Origin of the sequence: Streptococcus sp. NCTC 11567 (assembly GCF_902141215.1) — a bacterium.
Lineage (GTDB): Bacteria > Bacillota > Bacilli > Lactobacillales > Streptococcaceae > Streptococcus > Streptococcus dysgalactiae.
On record NZ_LR595857.1, the window covers coordinates 2,042,896 to 2,066,142 of the forward strand.

Annotated in this window: 23 protein-coding genes; 4 read left to right on the forward strand and 19 right to left on the reverse strand. The window is 39.9% G+C overall.

What is annotated here, in order from left to right:
* Positions 1 to 90: 90 nt before the first annotated feature.
* Positions 91 to 1,131 (forward strand): translation elongation factor Ts, encoded by a 1,041-nt coding sequence (gene tsf / locus FQT67_RS10180; RefSeq protein WP_003053075.1) that lies wholly within the window; start codon positions 91 to 93, stop codon positions 1,129 to 1,131.
* Between the two features lie 166 nt (positions 1,132 to 1,297).
* Here the strand turns inward: tsf and pepO are convergent, their stop codons facing one another.
* The 3 genes from pepO to treP all read right to left on the reverse strand — a co-directional run bounded on the left by pepO (position 1,298) and on the right by treP (position 7,120).
* Positions 1,298 to 3,193, reverse strand: coding sequence for an endopeptidase PepO (gene pepO, locus FQT67_RS10185; RefSeq protein WP_046177140.1), 1,896 nt, complete (start codon positions 3,191 to 3,193; stop codon positions 1,298 to 1,300).
* 207 nt (positions 3,194 to 3,400) lie between these two features.
* Entirely contained in the window at positions 3,401 to 5,029 is a 1,629-nt protein-coding gene (treC, locus tag FQT67_RS10190; protein ID WP_002991331.1) for an alpha,alpha-phosphotrehalase, read from the reverse strand.
* 66 nt (positions 5,030 to 5,095) lie between these two features.
* On the reverse strand, positions 5,096 to 7,120 hold the full coding sequence (gene treP, locus FQT67_RS10195; RefSeq protein WP_046177141.1) for a PTS system trehalose-specific EIIBC component: 2,025 nt from the start codon (positions 7,118 to 7,120) through the stop codon (positions 5,096 to 5,098).
* A gap of 210 nt (positions 7,121 to 7,330) precedes the next feature.
* Here treP and treR point away from each other — a divergent pair, with 210 nt between their 5' ends.
* Positions 7,331 to 8,044, forward strand: coding sequence for a trehalose operon repressor (treR, locus tag FQT67_RS10200; RefSeq protein ID WP_002982243.1), 714 nt, complete (start codon positions 7,331 to 7,333; stop codon positions 8,042 to 8,044).
* 281 nt (positions 8,045 to 8,325) lie between these two features.
* Here treR and FQT67_RS10210 read toward each other — a convergent pair whose 3' ends face one another.
* Positions 8,326 to 8,664: a helix-turn-helix domain-containing protein gene (locus FQT67_RS10210; protein WP_046177142.1), complete on the reverse strand. Its 339-nt coding sequence runs from the start codon at positions 8,662 to 8,664 to the stop codon at positions 8,326 to 8,328.
* 186 nt (positions 8,665 to 8,850) lie between these two features.
* Here FQT67_RS10210 and FQT67_RS10215 point away from each other — a divergent pair, with 186 nt between their 5' ends.
* Together FQT67_RS10215 and yaaA are read left to right on the forward strand one after the other, a co-directional pair.
* Positions 8,851 to 9,708: a VOC family protein gene (locus FQT67_RS10215; RefSeq protein ID WP_046177143.1), complete on the forward strand. Its 858-nt coding sequence runs from the start codon at positions 8,851 to 8,853 to the stop codon at positions 9,706 to 9,708.
* Between the two features lie 41 nt (positions 9,709 to 9,749).
* A complete protein-coding gene (gene yaaA, locus FQT67_RS10220; protein WP_022555238.1) occupies positions 9,750 to 10,481 on the forward strand; it encodes a peroxide stress protein YaaA in 732 nt (243 codons plus the stop codon).
* 172 nt (positions 10,482 to 10,653) lie between these two features.
* On the opposite strand, the gene nrdG is transcribed toward yaaA, so the two are convergent.
* The 15 genes from nrdG to ruvA form a co-directional block, all read right to left on the reverse strand.
* Complete coding sequence (nrdG, locus tag FQT67_RS10225) at positions 10,654 to 11,268, reverse strand: anaerobic ribonucleoside-triphosphate reductase activating protein (protein WP_003058750.1); 615 nt, start codon at positions 11,266 to 11,268, stop codon at positions 10,654 to 10,656.
* A gap of 3 nt (positions 11,269 to 11,271) precedes the next feature.
* Positions 11,272 to 11,775: a GNAT family N-acetyltransferase gene (locus FQT67_RS10230; RefSeq protein ID WP_003058815.1), complete on the reverse strand. Its 504-nt coding sequence runs from the start codon at positions 11,773 to 11,775 to the stop codon at positions 11,272 to 11,274.
* Between the two features lie 8 nt (positions 11,776 to 11,783).
* Positions 11,784 to 12,719, reverse strand: a complete 936-nt coding sequence (locus tag FQT67_RS10235; RefSeq protein WP_046177144.1) for a Gfo/Idh/MocA family oxidoreductase — start codon at positions 12,717 to 12,719, stop codon at positions 11,784 to 11,786.
* Positions 12,720 to 12,747: 28 nt separating this feature from the next.
* Complete coding sequence (locus tag FQT67_RS10840; RefSeq protein WP_003053094.1) at positions 12,748 to 12,894, reverse strand: hypothetical protein; 147 nt, start codon at positions 12,892 to 12,894, stop codon at positions 12,748 to 12,750.
* A gap of 185 nt (positions 12,895 to 13,079) precedes the next feature.
* Positions 13,080 to 15,278, reverse strand: a complete 2,199-nt coding sequence (gene nrdD, locus FQT67_RS10240; protein ID WP_046177145.1) for an anaerobic ribonucleoside-triphosphate reductase — start codon at positions 15,276 to 15,278, stop codon at positions 13,080 to 13,082.
* Between the two features lie 96 nt (positions 15,279 to 15,374).
* Positions 15,375 to 16,937: a DUF2079 domain-containing protein gene (locus FQT67_RS10245; protein ID WP_143936424.1), complete on the reverse strand. Its 1,563-nt coding sequence runs from the start codon at positions 16,935 to 16,937 to the stop codon at positions 15,375 to 15,377.
* 336 nt (positions 16,938 to 17,273) lie between these two features.
* The gene (locus FQT67_RS10250; protein WP_003058733.1) at positions 17,274 to 17,579 is read right to left on the reverse strand and encodes a DUF1292 domain-containing protein; all 306 of its coding nucleotides are present in this window, start codon (positions 17,577 to 17,579) and stop codon (positions 17,274 to 17,276) included.
* Between the two features lie 10 nt (positions 17,580 to 17,589).
* Complete coding sequence (gene ruvX / locus FQT67_RS10255) at positions 17,590 to 18,009, reverse strand: Holliday junction resolvase RuvX (protein ID WP_003053103.1); 420 nt, start codon at positions 18,007 to 18,009, stop codon at positions 17,590 to 17,592.
* A complete protein-coding gene (locus tag FQT67_RS10260; protein WP_003045720.1) occupies positions 18,006 to 18,275 on the reverse strand; it encodes an IreB family regulatory phosphoprotein in 270 nt (89 codons plus the stop codon). The genes ruvX and FQT67_RS10260 overlap by 4 nt, the downstream gene beginning before the upstream one ends.
* Positions 18,276 to 18,386: 111 nt before the next feature.
* Positions 18,387 to 18,785 (reverse strand): transcriptional regulator Spx, encoded by a 399-nt coding sequence (gene spx / locus FQT67_RS10265; RefSeq protein ID WP_003053105.1) that lies wholly within the window; start codon positions 18,783 to 18,785, stop codon positions 18,387 to 18,389.
* A 293-nt stretch (positions 18,786 to 19,078) separates the two neighbouring features.
* Positions 19,079 to 20,215, reverse strand: a complete 1,137-nt coding sequence (recA, locus tag FQT67_RS10270) for a recombinase RecA (protein ID WP_003058758.1) — start codon at positions 20,213 to 20,215, stop codon at positions 19,079 to 19,081.
* Between the two features lie 104 nt (positions 20,216 to 20,319).
* Positions 20,320 to 21,591 (reverse strand): competence/damage-inducible protein A, encoded by a 1,272-nt coding sequence (locus FQT67_RS10275; RefSeq protein WP_143936425.1) that lies wholly within the window; start codon positions 21,589 to 21,591, stop codon positions 20,320 to 20,322.
* Between the two features lie 123 nt (positions 21,592 to 21,714).
* The gene (locus FQT67_RS10280) at positions 21,715 to 22,068 is read right to left on the reverse strand and encodes a VOC family protein (protein ID WP_003058738.1); all 354 of its coding nucleotides are present in this window, start codon (positions 22,066 to 22,068) and stop codon (positions 21,715 to 21,717) included.
* Between the two features lie 2 nt (positions 22,069 to 22,070).
* A complete protein-coding gene (locus FQT67_RS10285; protein WP_003058799.1) occupies positions 22,071 to 22,643 on the reverse strand; it encodes a DNA-3-methyladenine glycosylase I in 573 nt (190 codons plus the stop codon).
* 9 nt (positions 22,644 to 22,652) lie between these two features.
* Positions 22,653 to 23,246: a Holliday junction branch migration protein RuvA gene (gene ruvA, locus FQT67_RS10290; RefSeq protein WP_003058778.1), complete on the reverse strand. Its 594-nt coding sequence runs from the start codon at positions 23,244 to 23,246 to the stop codon at positions 22,653 to 22,655.
* Position 23,247 lies beyond the last annotated feature (1 nt).

Sequence of the window (23,247 nt, forward strand, 5' to 3'; positions counted from 1 at the left end):
TTAACAATCGAAAACCAAACGGGGCAGAAAGCAAACCGCTCTGTCTCGTTTTTTTAAACGAAAACAAACATAATTTGGAGGATACTACACATGGCAGAAATTACAGCTAAGCTTGTAAAAGAATTACGTGAAAAATCTGGTGCCGGCGTTATGGACGCTAAAAAAGCACTTGTTGAAACAGATGGTGACATGGACAAAGCCGTTGAACTTCTTCGTGAAAAAGGAATGGCTAAAGCAGCTAAAAAAGCTGACCGTGTTGCTGCTGAAGGTTTAACTGGCGTTTACGTTCATGGTAACGTTGCTGCTGTTGTTGAAGTTAACGCTGAAACTGACTTCGTTGCTAAAAACGCACAATTCGTTGAATTGGTAAACGCAACTGCTAAAGTAATCGCAGAAGGCAAACCAGCTAACAACGAAGAAGCTCTTGCACTTGTAATGCCTTCTGGTGAAACACTTGCTGACGCTTACGTTAACGCAACTGCTACTATCGGTGAAAAAATCTCATTCCGTCGTTTTGCTTTGATTGAAAAAACTGACGAGCAACACTTCGGTGCTTACCAACACAACGGTGGCCGTATCGGGGTTATCTCAGTTGTCGAAGGTGGCGATGATGCTCTTGCTAAACAAGTATCAATGCATATCGCTGCAATGAAACCAACTGTACTTTCATACACTGAACTTGATGCACAATTCATCAAAGATGAACTTGCTCAATTGAACCACGCTATCGAACTTGACAACGAATCTCGTGCAATGGTTGACAAACCAGCTCTTCCATTCTTGAAATACGGTTCAAAAGCTCAATTATCAGACGATGTGATTACTGCTGCTGAAGCAGACATCAAAGCTGAACTTGCTGCTGAAGGCAAACCAGAAAAGATCTGGGACAAAATCATCCCAGGTAAAATGGACCGCTTCATGCTTGACAACACTAAAGTTGACCAAGCTTACACTCTTCTTGCACAAGTTTACATCATGGACGACAGCAAAACTGTTGAAGCTTACCTTGACTCAGTAAACGCTAAAGCGATTGCTTTTGCACGTTTTGAAGTTGGTGAAGGTATCGAGAAAAAAGCTAACGACTTTGAATCAGAAGTTGCAGCTACTATGGCTGCTGCCCTTAACAACTAATCACTTATTTCTGATAAGTCTAAAAAAGGCAACCTTCTTTCCCTGAAGGTTGTCTTTTTGTTGTATCAAAACGGACACCAATAAGGAAGCAAAAAACTGATCCTGTGTTTCACAGAATCAGTCATTTTTATAATCACAGGCATTTGAAGGTTTATCAACTACCTAATTACCAAATAATCACACGGTCTTTCGGAGCTCTCCACATAGCATCGCCTTCTTTAATATCAAAGGTCTCATGGAAAGCATCAAAGTTGGTTAAGGTGACATTTGTTCGCAGTTCACCCGGGGCATGAACATCAATGCTAGCTAGCATTTGCATGTATTCCTCACGGGCCTTCATACGCCAAATCGTCGCAAAGTTAATAAAGAAGTCACGGGCTGAGAAGTCTTCTTCTGATTGTGCCGCTTCTAAAGCACAAGCTACCCCACCTAGATCAGCGACGTTTTCTGAAACTGTCAATTTACCATTGACCTTAGCACCATGTGACTCTAAGCCGTCAAACTGCGCCACAATCTTATCTGTACGCTCTTTAAAGGCAGCATAGTCTTCTTGTGTCCACCAATCATTTAGGCTACCATGTTCATCAAAGGAAGCACCATTGGTGTCAAAGGCATGTGAAATCTCATGCGCAATGACTGCACCAATTCCACCATAATTAGCTGAAGAACTCTGTTCTAAAGAATAAAACGGTGCCTGTAAAATTGCCGCAGGGAAGACAATCTGATTTTGCTGAGGATCATAATAAGCATTGACCAAGTGGGCTGGCATATGCCATTCACTACGATCAACTGGCTTGTTCCATTTACTCCAAGTGTGAGCAATCGTGATTTTTGCCAAGTTCTGTGCATTTTCAACCAATGACAAGCTCTCATCAATCACTTTTTTAGCATAGGTTTCTGGTAATTTTTCTGGGTAACCAATATGTGGCGTGATGACATTTAATTTAGTAATGGCTTTTTCACGTGTGGCTGGTGCTAACCAATCAGCCGTTTCTAGACGAGACTTATAAACCTCAATCATGCGTGCCACCTTGCTTTCCACATCAGCCTTAGCTTCTGGGGAGAATTTTTGACCAGCATACCATAAGCCAAGCGCTTGGTTAAACGGTCCTTGAGCCAAATAAAAGGCTGCTTTTTGTTTATCCATGGCTTGAGGCGTTCCAGATAAAGCACGCGCATAGGTACCAGACTGTACACGAATCTCATCGGTCAAGTAAGCATTGTAAGCATTCGCCGCATCCACAATCAAATTAGCTTTGAGTAAATCCCAGTTAGCTTCAGAGTAGTAAGTGGCTGCAAATTCTGTCCAAAAACGTTCTTCAGGGACAATAACCTTGTCAGGTACTTGGCCTAAAATCTTTTCAAAAATGCTATCCAAAGGAAGCTCTGGAACTAGTTTTTTAAAATCAGCCCACACATAAGGATGGTATAATTTGGCATATTCTGAGCCTTCCTCACGAGACAAGACATACTTGGCCAATTGCTTATCTAGCTCAATTACCTTATCCAAAAGATCCTTGATTTCTTCTGTTGAAAAACCAAATTGAGGTAAAAGCTTTTCTTGCGACTGACGCCAAATACCACGTAATTCCTCGGCCTTTTCGTTACCTTCTTCATAATAAGTCGTGTCAGGCAACAGAATGCTTGGCGCTTCTGCCCAAAGCACATTCAGCTGAGCATTCATAAAATCTGGTGCCACACCAAATGGAAATTCATTAGGCTGACCTGATAATTCGTACTCCGCTACCTTTGCAGCAAACTCTGCAAAAGAGCCCAAAGCCTTGTAGTCTTCAATCATGGGAAGAACAGGCGCCACACCAATCTCATCACGTTTAGCGTAATCAGCCACCAAACGGTGAAATTTAACAAAGTTTGCTAAAATTGCATCATCAGGGACATGATCCCCTGCTAACCAAGCATCTGTAGTATCTAGCATTAATGCCTCAATTTCATCTGCTAAGTCTGAAAATCCACCTGTTCGAGGCTTATCATCGGGAATAACTGCTGTTTCAGCCCACTTCCCATTCACAGCCTGGTAAAAATCATCTTGATAAGTTGTCATTGGTATCTCCTTATATCATTTTAAATTTGTAGAATCTTTATCTTAAACTCTACTTATAATCTTTTCCATTGTACCAAAATTTAGCTAAAATAACTTATCTCAATTGTTTTTATTTAGAAAAAATAAGAGTTTAAAAATAAATATATGAGAAAACTTCTTTTTTCGTGACAATCACCAAAAGCCTGAGGCCTAACCTCAGGCTTTTAGTTAGTTATCAGCTAAGATAGCAAGTGTCTGATAAGGTTTCAGTATCACTTTTTCACAAATAGAAACTTTCTCATAGTTGCTGATTAAGACCTGTCCATGTTGATAACGTGGAGGTAATTCCAGTTCGACCTCATCAGCATAGAAATGATTGAGAACAAGCAAACACTGGTCACCTAAATGGCGTTCAAAGGCATAGACAGCCTGACTATCTTTAAAAGCAGCCCGATAGTCCCCTTCAGCAATAATAGGGAGTTCCTTCCGCAAAGCAATCAAGCGTTGGTAGAAAGGAAAAATACGTCCCTCTTTTTCTGTTTCGACATTGATGTCTCGATAAGATTTGCCAACCTCTAACCAAGGCTTACCAGTCGTAAAGCCAGCATGTTCACTAGCATCCCATTGCATTGGTGTTCTGGCATTGTCCCTTGACTTGGCCTTGATAATGGCAAAGGCTTCTTCTGCACTTTTACCTGAGACTAATAAGCTTGAATAAGCATTGAGACTTTCCACATCCACATAATTATCCATACTATCAAAATCTGGATCAAGCATGCCAATCTCCTCACCCATATAAATGTAAGGCGTTCCTCGTGACAAATGGATGGAAGCCGCTAACATCGTTGCACCTTCGTTTCGGAAATGTGTTACATCAACAAAACGATTCAGGGCACGTGGTTGATCATGGTTATTGTAGAACAAGGCATTCCACCCATTGCCTTGACTCATGCCTTCACCCCAGGCATGGAATAAGTCTCGCAGCGCTGCAAAATCAAAAGCCATAATAGTCCATTTCTGACCATTCTCATAATCAACTTTTAGATGGTGGAAATTAAAAGCCATGGACAACTCTTCCCGTTCGGGAGCCGTGTATAAAAGACAGTTGTCAATAGTCGTGGCAGACATTTCCCCTACTGTCATAAACGAATCATCCTGACCAAAACTGGCTTGATTGAGATCATGAAGATAAGTGTGAGTAATAGGACGATCCGTATAAGCTGGCTTACCATCATTGACCGGACAATCCACCAGCTCTTCATCTTTCCCAATCAGGTTAATCACATCAAAACGGAACCCCTTCACTCCTTTATCTCGCCAAAAATTAACCACTTTAGCCAATTCCTCACGAACATGTGGGTTCCGCCAATTCAAGTCAGCCTGTGTCACATCAAACAAGTGTAAGTAGTATTTGCCTGTATCTCCAAAAGGCGCCCAAGCATTCCCACCAAATTTAGAAACCCAATCAGTCGGCTGATCTCTCAAGATAAAGAAATCCTGATAATAAGGGTCTCCTGCTAAAGCTTTTTGGAACCACTCGTGGTCTGTGGAACAGTGATTCAAAACCATATCCAGCATTAACTCAATCTGATGCTCCTTAGCAGCTTTTACCAAATCTTCAAAATCAGCCATCGTCCCAAAATCAGGGTTGACCGCCGTATAATCTGAAACATCATAGCCATTGTCTCGTTGTGGACTAGGGTAGAAAGGGTTCAACCAAATCATATCTATTCCTAGTTCTTGTAAGTAAGGCAATTTATCAATGATCCCTCGCAAGTCTCCCACACCATTTCCAGTAGTGTCCTTATAGGATTTTGGGTAAATTTGATAGACGACTTTCTTTTTATCAATTGTCATGAGTTTTCCTCCCTAAAATAGTTTCAGGAACTGATCTCAGTTCCTGAACGTTTTCTCTTAGTAAACCTACTTTTTCACCGCTACTACTAGCTTATCATTAGCCTTAATCTGATGCGGTAAACTACCTTCAACAGTTACCGTAAAAGTATCTTGATTAGTCACCACAAGAGGCGTTTCAGTGGCGTATCCAGCTTCAGAAATAGCTGCTATATCAAATTGAATCAATGTTTGTCCAGCCTTAACCTGATCACCTTGCTTCACCAAAGCTTCAAATCCTTGACCATCTAAGTTAACCGTATCCATACCAATATGCATCAATAATTCCAAACCTTCAGCCGTCACCAAACCAATAGCGTGTTTGGTTGGGAACAAGACCGATACTTCAGCATCACAAGGCGCTACTAACACCCCTTCTGTCGGTTGAAGAAGAACACCTTGGCCCATAACTCCCTGTGCAAAGACAGGATCAACAGCTTCAGACAACGCTTTAACTTCACCCGTTAAAGGGCTGGTTAAAGTGATAACTGTTCCTTGCATAGTCTTATGTGGAGCAGTTGCCGCAGGAGCCTCCGAAACGGGTGTCTCAGCTAGTTTAGCCTCATCTTCTGTCTTGGTCATGATATGTGATTTACGGAAAAAGAAGGTTAAAAACATCGGTACCACAATGGCTACTGCCATACAGATGAAGAATGGAATCATATACTTCACATTGATAGCCATGAAACCTGGTAAGCCACCAACACCAATAGAATTTGCCTGAACATTAAAGGTTGTTGATAAGAGACCCGCAATACCTGATCCGATCATTCCGGCTACAAAGGGATAAACATATTTAACATTAACCCCAAAAAGGGCAGGCTCAGTTACCCCAAGGTAAGCAGAAATTGCTGCAGGAAGCGATATTTCAGCCTCACGTTCTTCATGACGATTCATTAAATAATAAGCAAAAACCGCTGACCCTTGAGCGATATTTGAAAGAGCAATCATTGGCCACAAACCAGTTGTACGAGTTGCAGTATCAGCAATTAATTGGGTATCAATGGCATTTGTCATGTGATGTAAACCAGTAATAACTAGCGGAGCATACAAGGCACCAAAGATAGCACCGAATAGCCATTTAACAGGACCAGTCAAACCAGCTAACACAACAAAGGAAATCCCTTTACCAATAGTCCAACCGATTGGCCCCAATACCGTATGCGCTAAAATCAAAGCTGGAATCAAAGAAAGGAATGGCACAAAAATCATTGAAACCACTTCTGGAATCCGTTTACGCCAGAAAATTTCAAGATAAGCAAGGGACAGACCAGCTAAAAGGGCTGGAATAACCTGTGCCTGATACCCAATACGATTAATGGTAAAGAAACCAAAATCCCAAACCCAGTTTTTGGCAATCTCAGCAGCAGGCGTTCCTGCTACCGCATAAGCATTCAATAATTGTGGTGACACCAAACAGATACCAAGGACAATCCCTAAAATTTGAGTGGTTCCCATCTTACGCGTCACAGACCAAGTAATCCCAACTGGTAAGAAGTGGAAAATAGCTTCCCCTGGTAACCACAAGAAATGGTTAACCCCTGACCAGAAAGGAGATACCCTCACAATCGTATTCCAAACAGGATCCCCAGCAGCATCAAAAACTAATTTCCCTTTTTCGACCTGCTGCCCAAGAAATTCAAAAGGCACACTCTCCAAAATATTACGGAAACCTAAAATAAGTCCCCCAACAATAATCGCCGGAATAATAGGTGTGAAAATCTCAGCCAACATGGTCATCACCCGTTGTAAGGCATTTTGATTACTTTTAGCTGCTGATTTGGCAGCTTCTTTAGACACCCGTTCAATACCAGAAACAGCTGTAAAGTCATTATAAAACACTGGAACATCATTACCAATGATTACCTGAAACTGCCCAGCATTGGTAAATGTCCCTTTAACTACAGAGATTTTTTCAATCTCTTTGACATTTGCCTTATTATTATCATTCAAAACAAAACGCATACGCGTTGCACAGTGTGTGACAGCCTTGATGTTTTCTTTACCACCAATAGCAGTTAGAAGACTCTTAGCATCCTGTTCAAATTTTCCCATGTGACATCCCCTAGTCCTTTGTTCTAGTTGCTTTTAACAAGCAACGTCAAAATGAAATATTCAAATTCTTAGATAGAATCTGACTGACACCTTTATTGTAATCGATTGCAAATTTGTCTACAAGTTGTTTGTGCCAAAAAAGCCATTATTTTGGTAAAATAAAAGGTGTTGTCTGTAAAAAAATAGACAAGTGGAAAGGTAATTTACCCTATGACAAAGTATGAACGTATTTATAAAGACCTCGAAACAAAAATAAACAAAGACTTTTACAAAGAAGGGGATTTTTTACCTACTGAAATAGAATTGAGTCAACAGTACCAAGCTAGCCGAGATACCGTCCGCAAGGCTCTCTCGCTTCTCACTAAGGCAGGCCTTATCCTCAAAAAACAAGGACGTGGCACCCAAGTGATTAAGCATCATCAGATCATGTTCCCCATCTCAGAACTAACTAGCTATCAGGAACTCGTCTCTTACTCAAATCTAGATTCTAAGACCAACGTCATTGCCATTGATAAACTGATTGTGGATGAGACACTTTCAAAATTGACCGGTTTTAGCAAAAACAGCTTGGTCTGGCGTGTTACACGCCAACGCGTTGTTGAGGGTGTGGCTTCCGTCTTAGACATTGATTACCTTAGTAAAACTTTGGTGCCAATAATGACAAGGGAAATCGCAGAGCATTCTATTTATCAATATTTGGAAAAGGAACTCCATCTCGCCATTGACTTTGCCCTCAAAGAGGTTACCATTGACCAAATAACCGATCGTGATAAAATTTTACTTGACCTTGGATCAGACCAACATGTTGTTTCCGTCAAATCCAAAGTCTACCTTTCCAATAATAACCAATTCCAATTCACCGAGAGTCGCCATAAACTGGAAAAATTTAAATTTTTAGATTTTGCTCGGCGCAGACCAAAATAAAGACAGAAAAAAGCCTTGCAAAATGCAAGGCTTGCTTTTCTTTTTCTTGACTCTGAGTTTCCCCATTATCAACTGTGTTATTGTAAGTGTGCACTTACTTGACCTGAGCTTCTGTTTTCTCAAACAGACTTGAGACTATATTATCATATTTGAGAAGAGGCGGCAAGCTTTTTCAGGTAAAAAAATAGTTTTTTATCAAATTGTAAAGAATGTGATAATAGATATTTTTCTCATCAAATGAGAGCATCGGAGACATAGCTGCTCCTTACACCCTAAAATAGCTACGCTTCCTCAAATAAAGCCACGTGCTTTTCTTGATAGCTTTGTCCCCAATCTGACATCGCTTCAATAACAGGCGATAAACTCAACCCAGTTTCTGTTAAGGAATACTCCACCCGAGGTGGCACTTCTGCATACACTTCCCGATGAACCAATCCGTCTGCTTCCATAGCCCTTAATTGGGCAGTAAGTACCTTTTGACTGACCGAACCTATTGAGGACTTCAACTGCCCAAAACGCAAGGTCCCCTTTAGCAAGTCCCTTAATATTAATAATTTCCATTTATTCTCGATTACCGATAAGGTTGTTTCTACGGGACAAGCCGGTCTTTTTTTCAGCATAGGCAGCAGCTCCTCCTAGTATCTTTTTGTAACTTATAACCCATTATAGACTATTAGAGAGAACAGAAACAAGATAGGGCTGACAAATGAGTTACTTTTTAGTGCCTATACCACTTATTTGTGCCTACTTTTCTTTTTGAAACCGATTGGTTATGATAGATTTAATTAGTTTTTGGAGGTAATAGGATGACATACCCTTACAACTCAACCATCTCTTTAGGAACGGTTTCTCTAAATGTTACCGATCTAGCAAAGATGACAACCTTTTACACAAGTATTATCGGTTTACAGATTCTCTCACAAGACACGACATCTCGTCAATTCACTACAGACGGTAAAACCGTTATCTTAGAGTTACGACAAACACATTTATCAGGCGATAAAGCTTATGGCCTTTATCATACAGCCTTTCTAGTTCCTGATCGTCATAGCTTAGGACTTGTTCTCAATCATTTCTTAGTCAGAGGTGTCTCTTTAGAAGGCGCAGCAGATCACGGTTATAGCGAAGCTATCTACCTCAGCGATCCTGAGGGTAATGGGATTGAAATCTATCATGACAAACCCGTTGAGCAGTGGGATACCCGGGACAATGGGCAAATTATTGGTGTAACTGAGCCAATGGATGCTCAAAGTATGTTGGATCAACTAACAGATATTCCAGAACACTTTTTACTAGCTACAGGCACACGCATTGGTCATCTCCATCTGAGTGTCAAAAATGCTCTGGCTTCTTCACTTCTCTATCAAAAGGTTTTTGATTTAGGCGATAAAATGACCATTCCAAGTGCTAGCTGGATTGCTTCAGGGAACTACCATCATCACCTTGCATTCAATCACTGGTCAGCCCCTTACCTCAAAAAACACCAAGAAGGTGCTCCAGGCTTAGCCTTCTTGACCATTCACATTGAGACGCCCCTGCTTTTTTCAGCCACTCTCAAAAAAGCAAGATTACACGGCCTAGCTATTTTACAAGAAGATTCTTCTTCTTTCACGACAGAAGACGAGGAAGGTATCCGTGTAAAAGTTATCCTTGGACAAAACTAGTTCTCTTGACAGGAAGCAACTAACTTTACTACAATAACACTATGCTAACCTTTTTAATTCCAACTGCAAAAGAAATGGTGATTCCTAAAGAATCTTATCCACACCTACTGCCTCAACCAAGCCAGGCCATTTTAAAGGCAATGGCAGCTATGACCACAGAGGACTTGGCCAAAGCCTATCGTATCAAAGAAGAGGCAGCTAAACAAGAATATCAGCGCTGGCAAGACATAGACTCTCAACAAAGCCTCGCTTACCCTGCCTACCAACTGTTCAATGGCCTTATGTACCGCCATATCAAGCGCGATAAGCTCACTACCCAAGAACAGGCTTACCTCACCCAGCAGGTTTACATCACCTCATCCTTTTACGGTATCATTCCCGCTAATCATCCTATCGCAGAGCACCGCCATGATTTTCACACCAGAATAAAAATTGAAGGACAAAGCCTCAAGTCTTACTGGCAGCCCTGTTATAATCAGTTTGCCAAAGAGCATCCCCAAGTGATTTCCCTTTTATCCAGTGAATTTGACGATGTCTTTTCAAAAAATTGTAAACAATTGTGGATAAGTCCTAAGTTTATGGAAGAGAAAGAGGGGCAACTCAAGACCCATTCGACCATTTCAAAAAAAGCTCGCGGAGCCTTCCTTACAGCTTGTATGGAAAACAACTGCCAAACCATCGATAGCCTGAAAACCCTTGTCTTTTCTGGTTTTCGTTACTATTCAGAACTATCAACAGACCACGAATTTGTCTATATTAAAAAAGAGGCCTAGCCTCTTTTTTTCTTCTTCTTCACAAAATGTCAACTTGTCAACAACCTGTGGATAACTATGAGGATAATGTGGGGAAAACCAGGGAATAACAATTACTTTCTCCCCAATTCACCCTTAAAGAACCTGTTTTCACATGACCTTTTCAAAAAAATCATGTGGATAAGTCAGCTTCTTAAAGCAAATCCTCCCGACTAATTTGTTCAAAGGTTTGGTCCCCATCGTTTAACTTATCCCAGATAATCACTTCTTTAGCAGCCAAAGACTTTTGAACATCGATAATTCGCTGGTTAGAAGAGCCTCTAAATTGCAACATGAGGTTCTTTTTTGTGATATCAAAACGTCCATCCACCAGAATATCAATCAATGACAGCATTTCTAGTTTATCAGGTGTCTCAAGCATTAATTCTTCCCAAGTATAACCTGTCCAAGACCAAATGTCTTTTTCTGGCAATTCACGCCGAATACGCTGAATCAAAGGGATTAGAAAACCCGTATTCAAGAAAGGCTCCCCCCCTAAAAGTGTTAACCCCTGGACATAGGGCTGAGCTAAATCTGCCATGATTTGTTCTTCTAGCTCTTGGGTATACGGTACTCCAGCTTTAAACGACCAAGTTGCCGCATTGTAGCACCCCTTACAGTGAAAGAGACAGCCAGAAACATACAGAGAGTTGCGGACCCCTTCCCCATCAACAAAATTAAACGCCTTGTAATCAATGATTCGCCCTTGACTTAGTTCTTCAGCTTTCCATTCGGTAGGTTTGGGATTATTCCAACATTTTTCTTTCATGACCTATCCTTTTTGTCTTTCGATCCAATAGCGTTCTGTTCCCTCACAACTGTCTTCCAAAACCCCGCCATTAGCCATAATAACTGCTCGACTAGCAGTATTGGTTTGATGACATGTTACCAAGATTCTTTTAATATTTTTAGAAATCGCAAAGCTGATAGCTTGTTTAAGCATTTCCTTAGCATAGCCTTTCCCACGTTGACTAGGACGAACAGAATAACCGATATGACCACCTTTTTCAAGTAATCTCTCATTTAACCGTAAGCGAAGATTTAAGAACCCAATAGCCTGACCTCTCTCATCAAATGCGACGTATTGAATAGCAGGCACTCCTTGACTGGCCAAACCCATTTCCTGTCGCAAGGAATCTTCCAACCATGTTTCATAGTTAAAGACATTGACGTTAAAATGCCATAACCCATCTGTAGCACTTTTCTGCTCTAAAAATTCGTTAATCATTGACAATACAGCATCTTTATCTTTTAAAGTCGGTCGTCTTATTTCCATATCAATTCCTAATCCTTAGGCAACTCTACCGTTAACTCTCCATAAGAAAGCTGAGAGTCAGCAATCTGTTGACAAATCCAGTGGCTTAAAAGACTAGACTCAGGGATGACAGGATTGACGCCTGTGCTAATAGCTTCTAAAAAGGCATCGATCATTGTTTCAAAACCTCTTTTGTGCAAGGTAGTGTCCCAAGAAGCAAAGCCAAGCACCCTTTTTTCAGTACCTTTATAAATAGATAACTCGTCTAAGTTCTCTAAATGATAAGTTTCTTCAGCCCGTTGAACTTCCATTACCTCACGACGACTCCCTGATTGTAAATTCATAGAAGCTGTAGTCGTCATGCTTTCAGTCATCAAGGTTACCATAACTTGACTCAGTAAGCCTGCTTCCAGATGATATTGAAAATGCCCTTTTAGTAAGGTCCCTTCTGTCAAGAATAAGGCTGTATCTAAAGGATGGATAAAGAAATCAAAGAGCTTAAAAGTCATGTCTCCTGGCCGGTTCAAGTCATTTTTTTCAACAGTCACTTTACGCTTAGTTGACAAACTTGACAATTCCTTGACACGAGGTGTAAAACGCCTGTTAAATCCTGCCATCAGAAAAGTCTGATTTTTTTTGGCTAAGTCATAGAGGTTCTTTGTCATCAGGTAATTGTCAGCTATAGGTTTATCAATAAAGACTGGGATCCCCTGATTTAAAAATAAACTAGCCAACTCTGCGTGGGCCGATGTGGCCGCATGAATAAAGACGCCATCTAAACTTGCCTTTGACAACTCCTTGACATCACTGTAAAGAACAGCCTGTCCAAATAATTGACCAACTTGCTCTCTAACGTCTCTATTTCGAGTGGACAGGTGCCAAGTCACACCACCCAGTTGTCGCATATAAGGTAAATAGGCTTTCTGAGAAATAGTACCTAGTCCCACAACACCAATATTAAGCATAGTTGACCTTCTTTCTTCACCATATTTCTTATTTAGCTTGTTTTTTGGCTTTCTCTAAGAATTGAGCCTTGAGTTCTTGAACTCGGGATTTTTTATCTGCCTTTTTTGTAGAGTTCTTCTCATGGAAACGTTCCACCTGTTGCATTCCTTTATAATCTAATTGATATTTTCCCATTATCTCTTCCTTTCTCTTTCTTCCTCATAAGCTGTTTCTCACCTGAACTCTGGACTTATCAATGCTTCGTCCAAAGAGCAGGCTCACCAGCACAGCTTATTCAACAATAAAAGATTGCTTGCATGAAGCAACCTTTTAAGCATATCATATTTCTATCAAAAGAGCTCTTACCCAGCTTTAACCTACTACAATCCTGGATATTTGATAGTTGACCCATTCATGTGCTTCACACGCGCAGAAATTTCCTTATGACGACCATTAACCATTGGACGCGCTTGCGGATTTCCCAAATAGCCACAGGTTCGTTTGACCACATCAACTGTTTTAGGATCATTATTGCCGCAGTTTGGACAAGTAAACCCATGTTCTGTTGGTGTAAAATCACCTTCGAATTGGCACTTGTAACATTTATCAATAGGTGTGTTAGTCCCCAAATAGCCCACACGATCATAAGCATAATCCCATACCGCTTCCAAGGCCTTTGGATTTTGTTGTAAAACAGGGTACTCACAGTAATGAATGAAACCACCTGAAGCGCCTGCTTCTGGGTAAGCTTTCTCAAAGTCAAGCTTTTCAAAAGGTGTAGGATTCTTACGCACGTCGTAGTGGAATGAATTGGTGTAATATTCTTTGTCTGTAATATCTGTTACAAGTCCAAATTTTTCAGTATCCAGACGGCAGAAACGATCTGTCAAACTTTCAGACGGTGTTGAATAAACCGAAAAATGATAGCCGTATTCATCTGACCACTCTTCACAAGCCTGTTTCATAGCTTTCACAATAGACAAGGTAAAGTCCTTAGCTTCTGAATTACCTTCCCACTCACCACCATAGAAAACAGAGGAAACTTCATACAAACCAATATAACCGAGCGAAACAGTCGCACGACGGTTTTTAAAGAGGTCATCTACATTCCCTGTCTTCTCTAACCGTTTCCCAAAAGCACCATACTGATAAAGAATAGGGGCGTTGGCTGGTGTTGCTTCTTTGACACGTTCCACACGATAGACTAAAGCGTCTTTACTAATGTGCATTCTCTCATTAAAAAGCTCCCAAAACTTGTCCATATCCCCATTTGATTCCATAGCAATACGTGGTAAATTAAGGGTTACGACCCCAAGATTCATACGACCAGAAGTCACATCTTGGCCATGCTCATCCTTCCAACCTTGGAGAAAAGAACGGCACCCCATTGGTGACTTAAAAGATCCCGTCAAATCAATGATTTTATCGTAGGATAAAATATCTGGATACATCCGCTTAGTGGCACATTCCAAGGCTAAGGTTTTAATATCATAGTTTGGTGAGTCAGGCTCTAAATTCAAGCCACGTTTCACGGTAAAAATTAATTTGGGGAAGATGGCTGTGCGATGCTCACTCCCAAGGCCATTAATTCGAATGGTCAGAATAGCTTTCTGAATTTCACGTTCAAACCATGATTTTCCTAGACCAAATCCTAATGATGTAAAAGGGGTCTGACCGTTAGAAGTAAAGAGCGTATTAATCTCATACTCCAAGGACTGCATGGCATCGTAAATATCTTTTTGCGTCTTCTCGAAGGCATAATTTTCACGTTTATCTTCGATAACCCATTTTTCTGCATCGGCTAAATGTTTTTTGAAATTAAGCTCCGCATATGGTGCTAAAAACTCATCAATTCGGTCTGCCGTACAGCCACCATACTGGCTAGATGCTACATTAGCGATAATCTGTGAGATTTGAGCTGTCGCTGTCTGAATGGATTTGGGACTTTCAACCTCAGCATTCCCGATTTTAAAACCATTGGCTAACATGCCCTTAAAGTCGATCAAACAACAGTTTGTCATTGGAGTGTAAGGACTATAATCCAAGTCATGGTAGTGAATATCACCTTTTTGATGGGCATTTGCAACATGAGGAGGCAACATTTTTAACCCGATGGATTTACCAACAATTCCAGCAGTCAAATCCCGCTGCGTATTAAAGACATCACTGTCTTTATTAGCGTTTTCGTTAACCACCGTTTGGTCTTTATTGATTAGTTTATCAATCGAAAAATTAATATCCGTTGCTTGAGAACGCGCAAAATCACGCTGTGTTCGGTAATTAATATACTCCTTGGCAATGGCATACTCATTAGCAGCTAGGAGTTCATGCTCTACAATATTTTGAATTTCATAAATCTTAATATCGGTCGGAAAGCGCTCATTGATTTCAGCAATGACCCGTTCAGAGATAGCTTCCAACTTAGCTTCAATAAGTGGTGACATTCGAGTGACCTTCATACTAGCCTTTAGCAAGGCGCTATATATTTTAGTCGCATCAAAATTAACAAGGCGGCCATCTCGTTTAATCACTTTAATCTCAGGTTGAATCAGAACCTTATCTTCTTTTAGTGTTATCATGTCGAATCTCCTTATGGATTATTATATCATGACAAACAAAAAAATCAATATATTGTGTCAAGATTTTTGCTTAAACACAAGATATTGATTTTAATCTTATTTTTTATGATAGAGGGTAAAGCCTTTCACATCAATCTTTTGATCGACCTTATAATTAGAAGATAACATATTACGAAGGATTGTTGGCAATTTCATTTTTTGATTAACCACAATATAAACTGCTTCATTTTCCAGCAATTCATCTTCTAGAATTTTTTGATGACTGACCTTCTTCGTGTTGACGTTTGGTGAACTAAATTGTGACACTGATTTAGCCTTGCTCTCTAGATAGATTTTAGAGGTATCATCCCAGACATAGATAGGTTGATGACCATCTAATTGTTGTTGCAAATAGCTAGCGATATGAGACCGTTCCTGGTTAGTAGCCATACTAGTAATGGTATGGTAAGAAGGATAAGCTATCGCCGCTAGCAGCAACACAAACGGCAAATAGAAGTGTTTCTTGAGGTATAGTGAAAGAACACGTCCCACCCCAGTTCTACTACCACGACGTCGACGATGACTGCGTTGCCCCAAATCTAACTCATATCGTTGCCCAATTGGTATAGCTGTTAGTATCAAACCAAATGGTAAAACCGCTAAAAGATGGTAAGGCTGGTAATCCTGAGACAAGGCTGCCACAATAAGATTTCCCAAAATAACGAAAGTAAATAGCCATTTAATCACCACATCCGAAGATGTTTTAAGTTGTTTGATAAAACTAAAGACGCCAGTTAATAACCCTAGCCCTAGAGCAAGAAAAATCTGAATACCTACACCAAGTGGGAGAGAGAGAGAGCCTACTCTAAAAAAAGTAAATTGATAAGCCACAGCTTGAGCTAAGTAGGGGTTTAATATTTGCAAGTTCAAAATAAAATAACCTGCCGTGTAAAAAACCAAAATCATTCCCCAAACAGAAGCTAATAATTGGTAAAATCCTCTTGCAAGATGTTTTTGATGGATATTGTAAACAAGCACTGTGACACAAGCGAGAACCCAAAAAATTAATGTTCTAGGTTCAATTAGCATGGAAAGAGCTCCCATAAACCCAAACAGAATAAAGGCCTCATCCTTTATCAAGTCCGCAAAGTACTTGGTTAAAAACCAGGCAGAAACCAAAACAAAGGGCATCGCTAACTGAATAGGGTAGAGTCCCCCAAAGCCAAGACCTAACGATAAGACGTAATAACCGATTGAAAAAGCCAAGGCAACCTTTTGAAAACTGGTAAAATAATTAATAAGCTTATAAAGGTAGAGTCCCGACAAATAGAAACAAAAAGCCTGAACAAAAACCAACCAAAGGGTTGTCCCTAGATAATAGCTAAGCGCAATGACTACAAAGTATAACAAACCACCAGTTGTAAAGACGTCACTATATGGGATTTGCCCTTTTGTCAACATCATCCCAATGTATAAATTTTGAGACTGAAGACTGTTAGCAGCATCAGTGAAAAACGGAACTGCAATTGTCAGTGCACTAATGATAAGACTAAAAAATAGCAAATAAGATTTATGAAGCGTTGGAACCTTAGTCTCATATTTTGTTGTATGAACAGTTGGACCATCATTGGCCAATTGTATCGTTTCTTTTCGGATTAATTCGTTGTTTAACTGAGTCACTGTTTTTCTCCTTGAACTGTCATATTCTCCAACGGCTAACTAGAAGTCTGTCCGGGTAAAACAAGTCTATCCATTTCTCTCACTATTCTTCATCATCGTTAAAAAATATCATAAAACAAGTATAACAGAATCTCTTATTTAGTCAATTTCTGACAAAGCGTGACATAGTGCTGTAACTCTCTAAACCTGTGTAATGATTTGTCTTGATAAGCTTTCAAAAACGCAGCATCTTTCTGGTTAAGTTTCTTACCCATGCTCACCTCCTCATCTACCTATTCGAAAAACAGCAAAAAAAAATAGCCCTATGGCTACTTTTTCGTTATTGTTTAATAAGTTTTAGTCTTCATCTAAAAAACTATTGAACACTTCTTCGATCATGTCCCATTCAGCATCTGAATCTTCAGGAATTGGTTGTAAATCACCTTCTGTACCATCTTCATTTTCAGTAAATGAGTAGGCTTGAATTTCAACTTCACCAGATTCATCTTCTTCAGAACCAGATGGCACCAAAAGAACATAGTTTTTACCAAATTCTTCGCGGCCATCAATGGTTAACAAAATTTCAAATAACGTTTCATTCCCTTGTTCATCCACAAGTGTGATGACTTCGTGCTCGTGATCATGTTCATGATTATGTGCCATTTTTATCTCCTTAATAATTGCGATCTAAATAATTTTGTAGAATTAGCTGAGCTGCTAATTTATCAATAACTTTCTTACGTTTTCCACGGCTAACATCAGCCTGTTCAATCAGCATACGTTCAGCTTCAACAGTTGTCAATCGCTCATCTTGATAATGAACGGGAAGGCTAAAGAGACTTTCTATCTTTTCTCCGTAAGCTTTACTGGCCTCCACACGTGGGCCGCTAGTGTTGTTCATATTTTTTGGCAAACCCACAACAAATTGATCAACTTGGTATTGCTTGACAAGCTCACCTAGACGTTCAAAGCCAAATTCTTCTTTTTCTTCATCAATCTTGATAATTTCAAGGCCTTGAGCCGTAAAACCAAGAGGGTCACTAATGGCTACACCAACAGTCTTAGAGCCAACATCGAGTCCCATTATTCTCATTTAACGTCAATCCCATTTCCTTGCAAATAATAGCGGACAAGCTCTTCTACAATCTCATCACGCTCATATTTACGAATTTGATTTCGAGCATCATTGTAACGAGGAACATAAGCTGGGTCCCCACTTAAGACATAACCTACAATTTGATTAATTGGATTATAGCCTTTTTCATCCAGTGAATGATAGACGGCAGTCAATGTTTCACTAATCTCCTTTTTGTCGCCATCATCCAATTTAAAGCGGACGGTTTCATCTGTAAATCCCATACTTACACCTTCTTTCTAAAATTAAGTGCTATGCTTTATTATAGCTCATTTTTTAATAATAAACAAGAATTTCAAGTCAAGAAGGTACGAAAAAAAGCTCCAGAAGAGCTTTTAAAGTGCTGCACGTAAACGTGCTTCAGTATTTTCAATATTACGGATAGAGCGTGGGAGAAAAGCACGAATATCATCTTCCTTATAACCCACTTGAAGGCGTTTGTCATCAATTAGAATCGGACTTTTAAGAATACGAGGGTTATCCTGAATCAAATCAATCACTTCACTAACACTTAGCTCTTCAATATCACAATTAAGTGCCTTAGCATATCGATTCTTAGATGAAACGATACTTTCCACACCATTCTCAGTTTTTGATAAGATGGCTAAAATTTCTTCTTTTGTTAGTGGTTCTTTTCCTAAATTCTGTTCTTTATAAGGGAGCTTGTGGGCATTTAACCAAGTTTTTGCCTTTTTACAGCTCGTACAACTTGAAATCGTATAAATTTTAATCATGTTGTTAACTCACTTTCTATTTCGTGATAACCATATTGTAGCACAGTTTTTAGTTCATCAATATAGGTCTTCGGACCTATTTTTTTAATTTTAAAGATATTATTTGGGTAAAATAAGGTTTTTGACCTGCCTTTTCTTGAATTATCAGTTATTTTAATCCTTTGTTTGTTATCCTAAGTTCTGCTCTTTCCGCATTGTTTTGAAATGATGATTTCCATCCACTCATACACCTACCAACAGTAGTTCTACTATTCGTTAACAATGCATTTAAAAAAGCCCCAAAGGGCTCTTTTTTAATCTTCAATTTCAATCCCGTTATCTAAATCTAAAACAAGATCATCGGTTTCTTCTGCCGCCACTGCCATAGCAGATTCTTCTTCGCTTTCTTCAAGCAAACCAAATTTAACACGTACTTTACGATCAATCTCATCAAATAATTCTGGATGATCCGCCAAATAACGCTTAGCATTTTCAGAACCTTGACCAATTTTCTCACCATTATAAGAGAACCAAGCACCTGCTTTTTGGATAATGTCCAAATCAGAAGCAATTTTCACAAGCTCTCCAGTACGGGAAATGCCTTCTCCATACATGATTTCAACCTCTGCCACTTTAAACGGAGGAGCTACCTTGTTTTTAACAACTTTGATTTTTGTTTCTTTACCAATACTACTGTCTTTTTGGTCACCAGTTCCTTTAATTTGAGTGGTTCCACGCACATCTAAACGAACAGAAGCATAGAATTTCAAGGCACGACCACCCGGTGTTGTTTCAGGATTTCCAAACATCACACCAACTTTTTCACGCAATTGGTTAATAAAGATAGCGATAGTTTTTGTTTTGTTAATAGAAGCTGATAGCTTACGCATCGCCTGACTCATCATACGTGCTTGCAATCCGACATGGCTATCGCCAATATCACCATCAATTTCAGCACGTGGCACTAAAGCTGCTACTGAATCGACAACAACCAAGTCAACCGCACCAGAATCAATCAATTTACCTGCAATTTCAAGTCCTTGTTCTCCAGAATCTGGTTGAGACAAGAGGAGTTCATCAATATTAACCCCAAGCGCAGCAGCGTAAGCTGGATCAAGCGCATGCTCGGCATCGATAAAGGCTGCGATTCCACCTTCTTTTTGAGCTTGTGCCACAGCATGTAAAGCCACAGTTGTTTTACCAGAAGATTCTGGACCATAGATCTCAATGATACGTCCTTTAGGATAACCACCTGCTCCAAGCGCAATATCAAGAGCTAGGCTTCCTGAACTCATAACCTGAACTTTTTGCTCTGCACGTTCTCCCAAGCGCATCACTGCACCCTTACCAAAATCTTTTTCAATATTTTTTAGGGCATCATCAAGTGCCTTACGACGCTCGTCACCAAATTTTTTAGTGATTTCTTCGTTTTTTTTCAATTTTTTTGCCAATATCTTCTCCTCTATGATTAGGGTTAATCGTCCAGCAGTTAACCACCAATTATCTTATGATAATCTTTTCTTGACTGCTCAATCCCTAAAATACACTGCTATTATTATAGCAAATTTTCAGGTTTTAATAAAGTTTTACGGACCATATTAAAAGCATGTAAAGTCGCAATATGACGCACATCTGAACGGCTTCGCCCGCTAATCAAAACCTTTATTGATTCTACCTTATTTTGAGTGGCAAGGCCAATGAAAACTGTACCTGCAGGCTGTTCCTCCAACATATCTGGTCCGGCAACACCTGTTAAACTTACCCCAATATCAGCACCAGTCAATAACCTTGCTTGCTCCGCCATCTTCTCGGCCGTATAAGCACTAACAACTCCATGCGATATCAAATCCTCTAAAGGAATGCCTAGCATTCTCGCTTTTTCTTCCATGCTATAAGTCACAAAGCCTCCATTGAATACTTGAGAAGCTCCTGAAAAACTCGCCAAAGTTGACTGAAATAATCCCGCGGTTAGACTTTCTGCTGCAGTAATTGTCTTATCATATTTTACTAAGAGCTCAAATACCTCACGCGCTAAGGAATTATCCTCCCTATAGCCATAAAGAAAATCTGATAACGACTGGTTGTCAGGAGTTTTTCGCGACAATAGCTGCGCTTCTAGTGGATCTAATTTCGTATCTGCTAATGTTTGATTTTCAGCTTTCGTTGATAAACGAAGGGTCACTTCACCAGTTTTGGCATAAGGTGCAATAGTAGGATCAGTTTGATTCTCAATAAGGTCTGATAAGACCGTCACCAGCTGACTCTCACCAATCCCAAAAAATCGTAAAACTCTCGAATAAAGTTTGCGAGATTGTGTGGACAAAAAAGGAAGCAGTTCCTCATTAACCATAGGTTTTAATTCACTTGGCGGCCCGGGTAAAACAACATAAATCACCTCATTAACAGTGATTAAGCCACCCACTGCAAGTCCTGTTCTATTTTGCAGAGGGCTTGAACCAGCAATGATTTGAGCCTGCTTAGCATTATTTGCCGTTCGAGACGACTCTTTACGACTAGCATAAAAAGCGTCCAATTTTTGACTAGCTTGTTCTTCAAAGACCAAATCTCTATTAAGATATTTTGCTAAAGTCTGCTTGGTTAAATCATCTTCCGTGGGGCCAAGACCACCGCATAAAATGACCAAATCACTCCGCTGACTAGCAGTTGCAATCACTGAAAGTAAACGCTCCTCGTTATCCCCAACAGCCGTTTGAAAATAGACATCAATACCTAGCTCTGCCATTTTTTCCGACAGAAATTGAGCATTGGTATTCACAATTTGACCAGTCAAAATTTCGGTACCTACTGTAATCAGTTCAGCTTTCATTTCCCCACCTACTTATCTATTCGTAATCTAATTTCATTTTATCAAAAAATCTCCCAATTCACGACGAATTAGGAGATGGTATCGTTACTTGTTTTCTATTATGTTGAGAGGGACACAGAAAGACTAGTCTTCACTAAATTGATAGAAATCAAGCATCACACCCTCTGGTCCCTCCACCCAGACCGAGTAGGTTCCCCATGCCGTCTTGACTGGACCATTATTAATAGTAAAACCTGAGGATTTTAAGCGTTCAACTTCCTTGTCAACACAGTCAACTTCAATATGAAGAATGATACCTCCGTGAAGTGACGTAATGGGTTTGAGGGGGTGATCCGATACCATTAAACAATGACTTCCTAAAGTGAACTGTGCAAAATGCTCATCTGCATAATCCACAGCTAAGTTAAGCAGTGATGCCAAAACTTGGGTAGCCTTTGGAACATCTGAAACAATAAGATCCGTTTGATTAAGGTTCATCACTATCTCCTTTTAGTTGTTATTAACTTAAAAGCACACGTTTCTTCATGGTCATTTACCAGACCCGATGCTTGCATAAAAGAATAAACCGTTGTAGGTCCTAAAAATCTAAATCCTCTTTTCTTTAAATCCTTAGCTAAGCAAACAGATAAATCTGTTTGAGCAGGAACAGGGTGCTCTTGATTGACAAGGTTGTCAATTGGCTTTCCTCCAACAAAATCCCAGAGATAAGTGGTAAAACTACCAAATTCTTTTTGAATTTTCTGTACTGCGATAGCATTGTTGACAGTTGCTGCTAACTTTAGCTTGTGACGGATAATGGATGGATTCTGTAATGCATCAGCAATCTCCTCATCGGTAAAGGCTGCCACAGCCGAAATGTCATAATCATGAAAAACAGTTCTGAAAGCTTGGCGTTTTTTCAAAACCGTCAGCCAAGATAACCCGGACTGGTAACTTTCAAGGCACAGCAATTCAAAAAAATCTCTATCATCATCCAGGGGGTGACCCCATTCTAAATCGTGGTAATCACAGTAAAGCTGGTTATCCTTAGGAACCCATGAGCAACGTTTCATGTGAAACACCTACCCTTTCATTAACAGTTTCAATGCTGATTTGATGTATTGCTCTGCCGTCTCAGAGGTCCCCTCAAAGAAGGCACGAATTTTTTTCAGCTCTGTTGCTTTATAACCTAGGGCAAGAAGGGCTTCAATAGCCTCATCCAACTGGTCATTGTTTGAGGAGGTAGACGGTTTTGCTTTACTGGTCTCTTGTGGAACCTCCACAAATTTTCCGGCTAAGTCAAGAACCATCTGTTGTGCCGTTTTTTTCCCGATTTTAGGAAATTTAGTCAAGTATTTGATGTCACTGGTATCAATGGCATTAACAAGCCCCTGATTATCATCAACTGCCACAATAGCGAGAGCTGTTGTCGGACCAATGCCTGATACAGAAATTAATTTCAGAAAAACATCTTTTTCGTCTTCCGTATGAAACCCAAACAACAAGTGAGCATCCTCACGAATCACTTGATGCAGGTAAATAGTTACCAGTTGGTTGACACTATCTGTAAAGCTATAAGGATTTGCTACATTGATAATATAGCCTAGTCCATTTGTTTCAACGACAATGTATTTTGCCGTAATTTTGGTCAATTGACCTTTAATATAATCGTACATA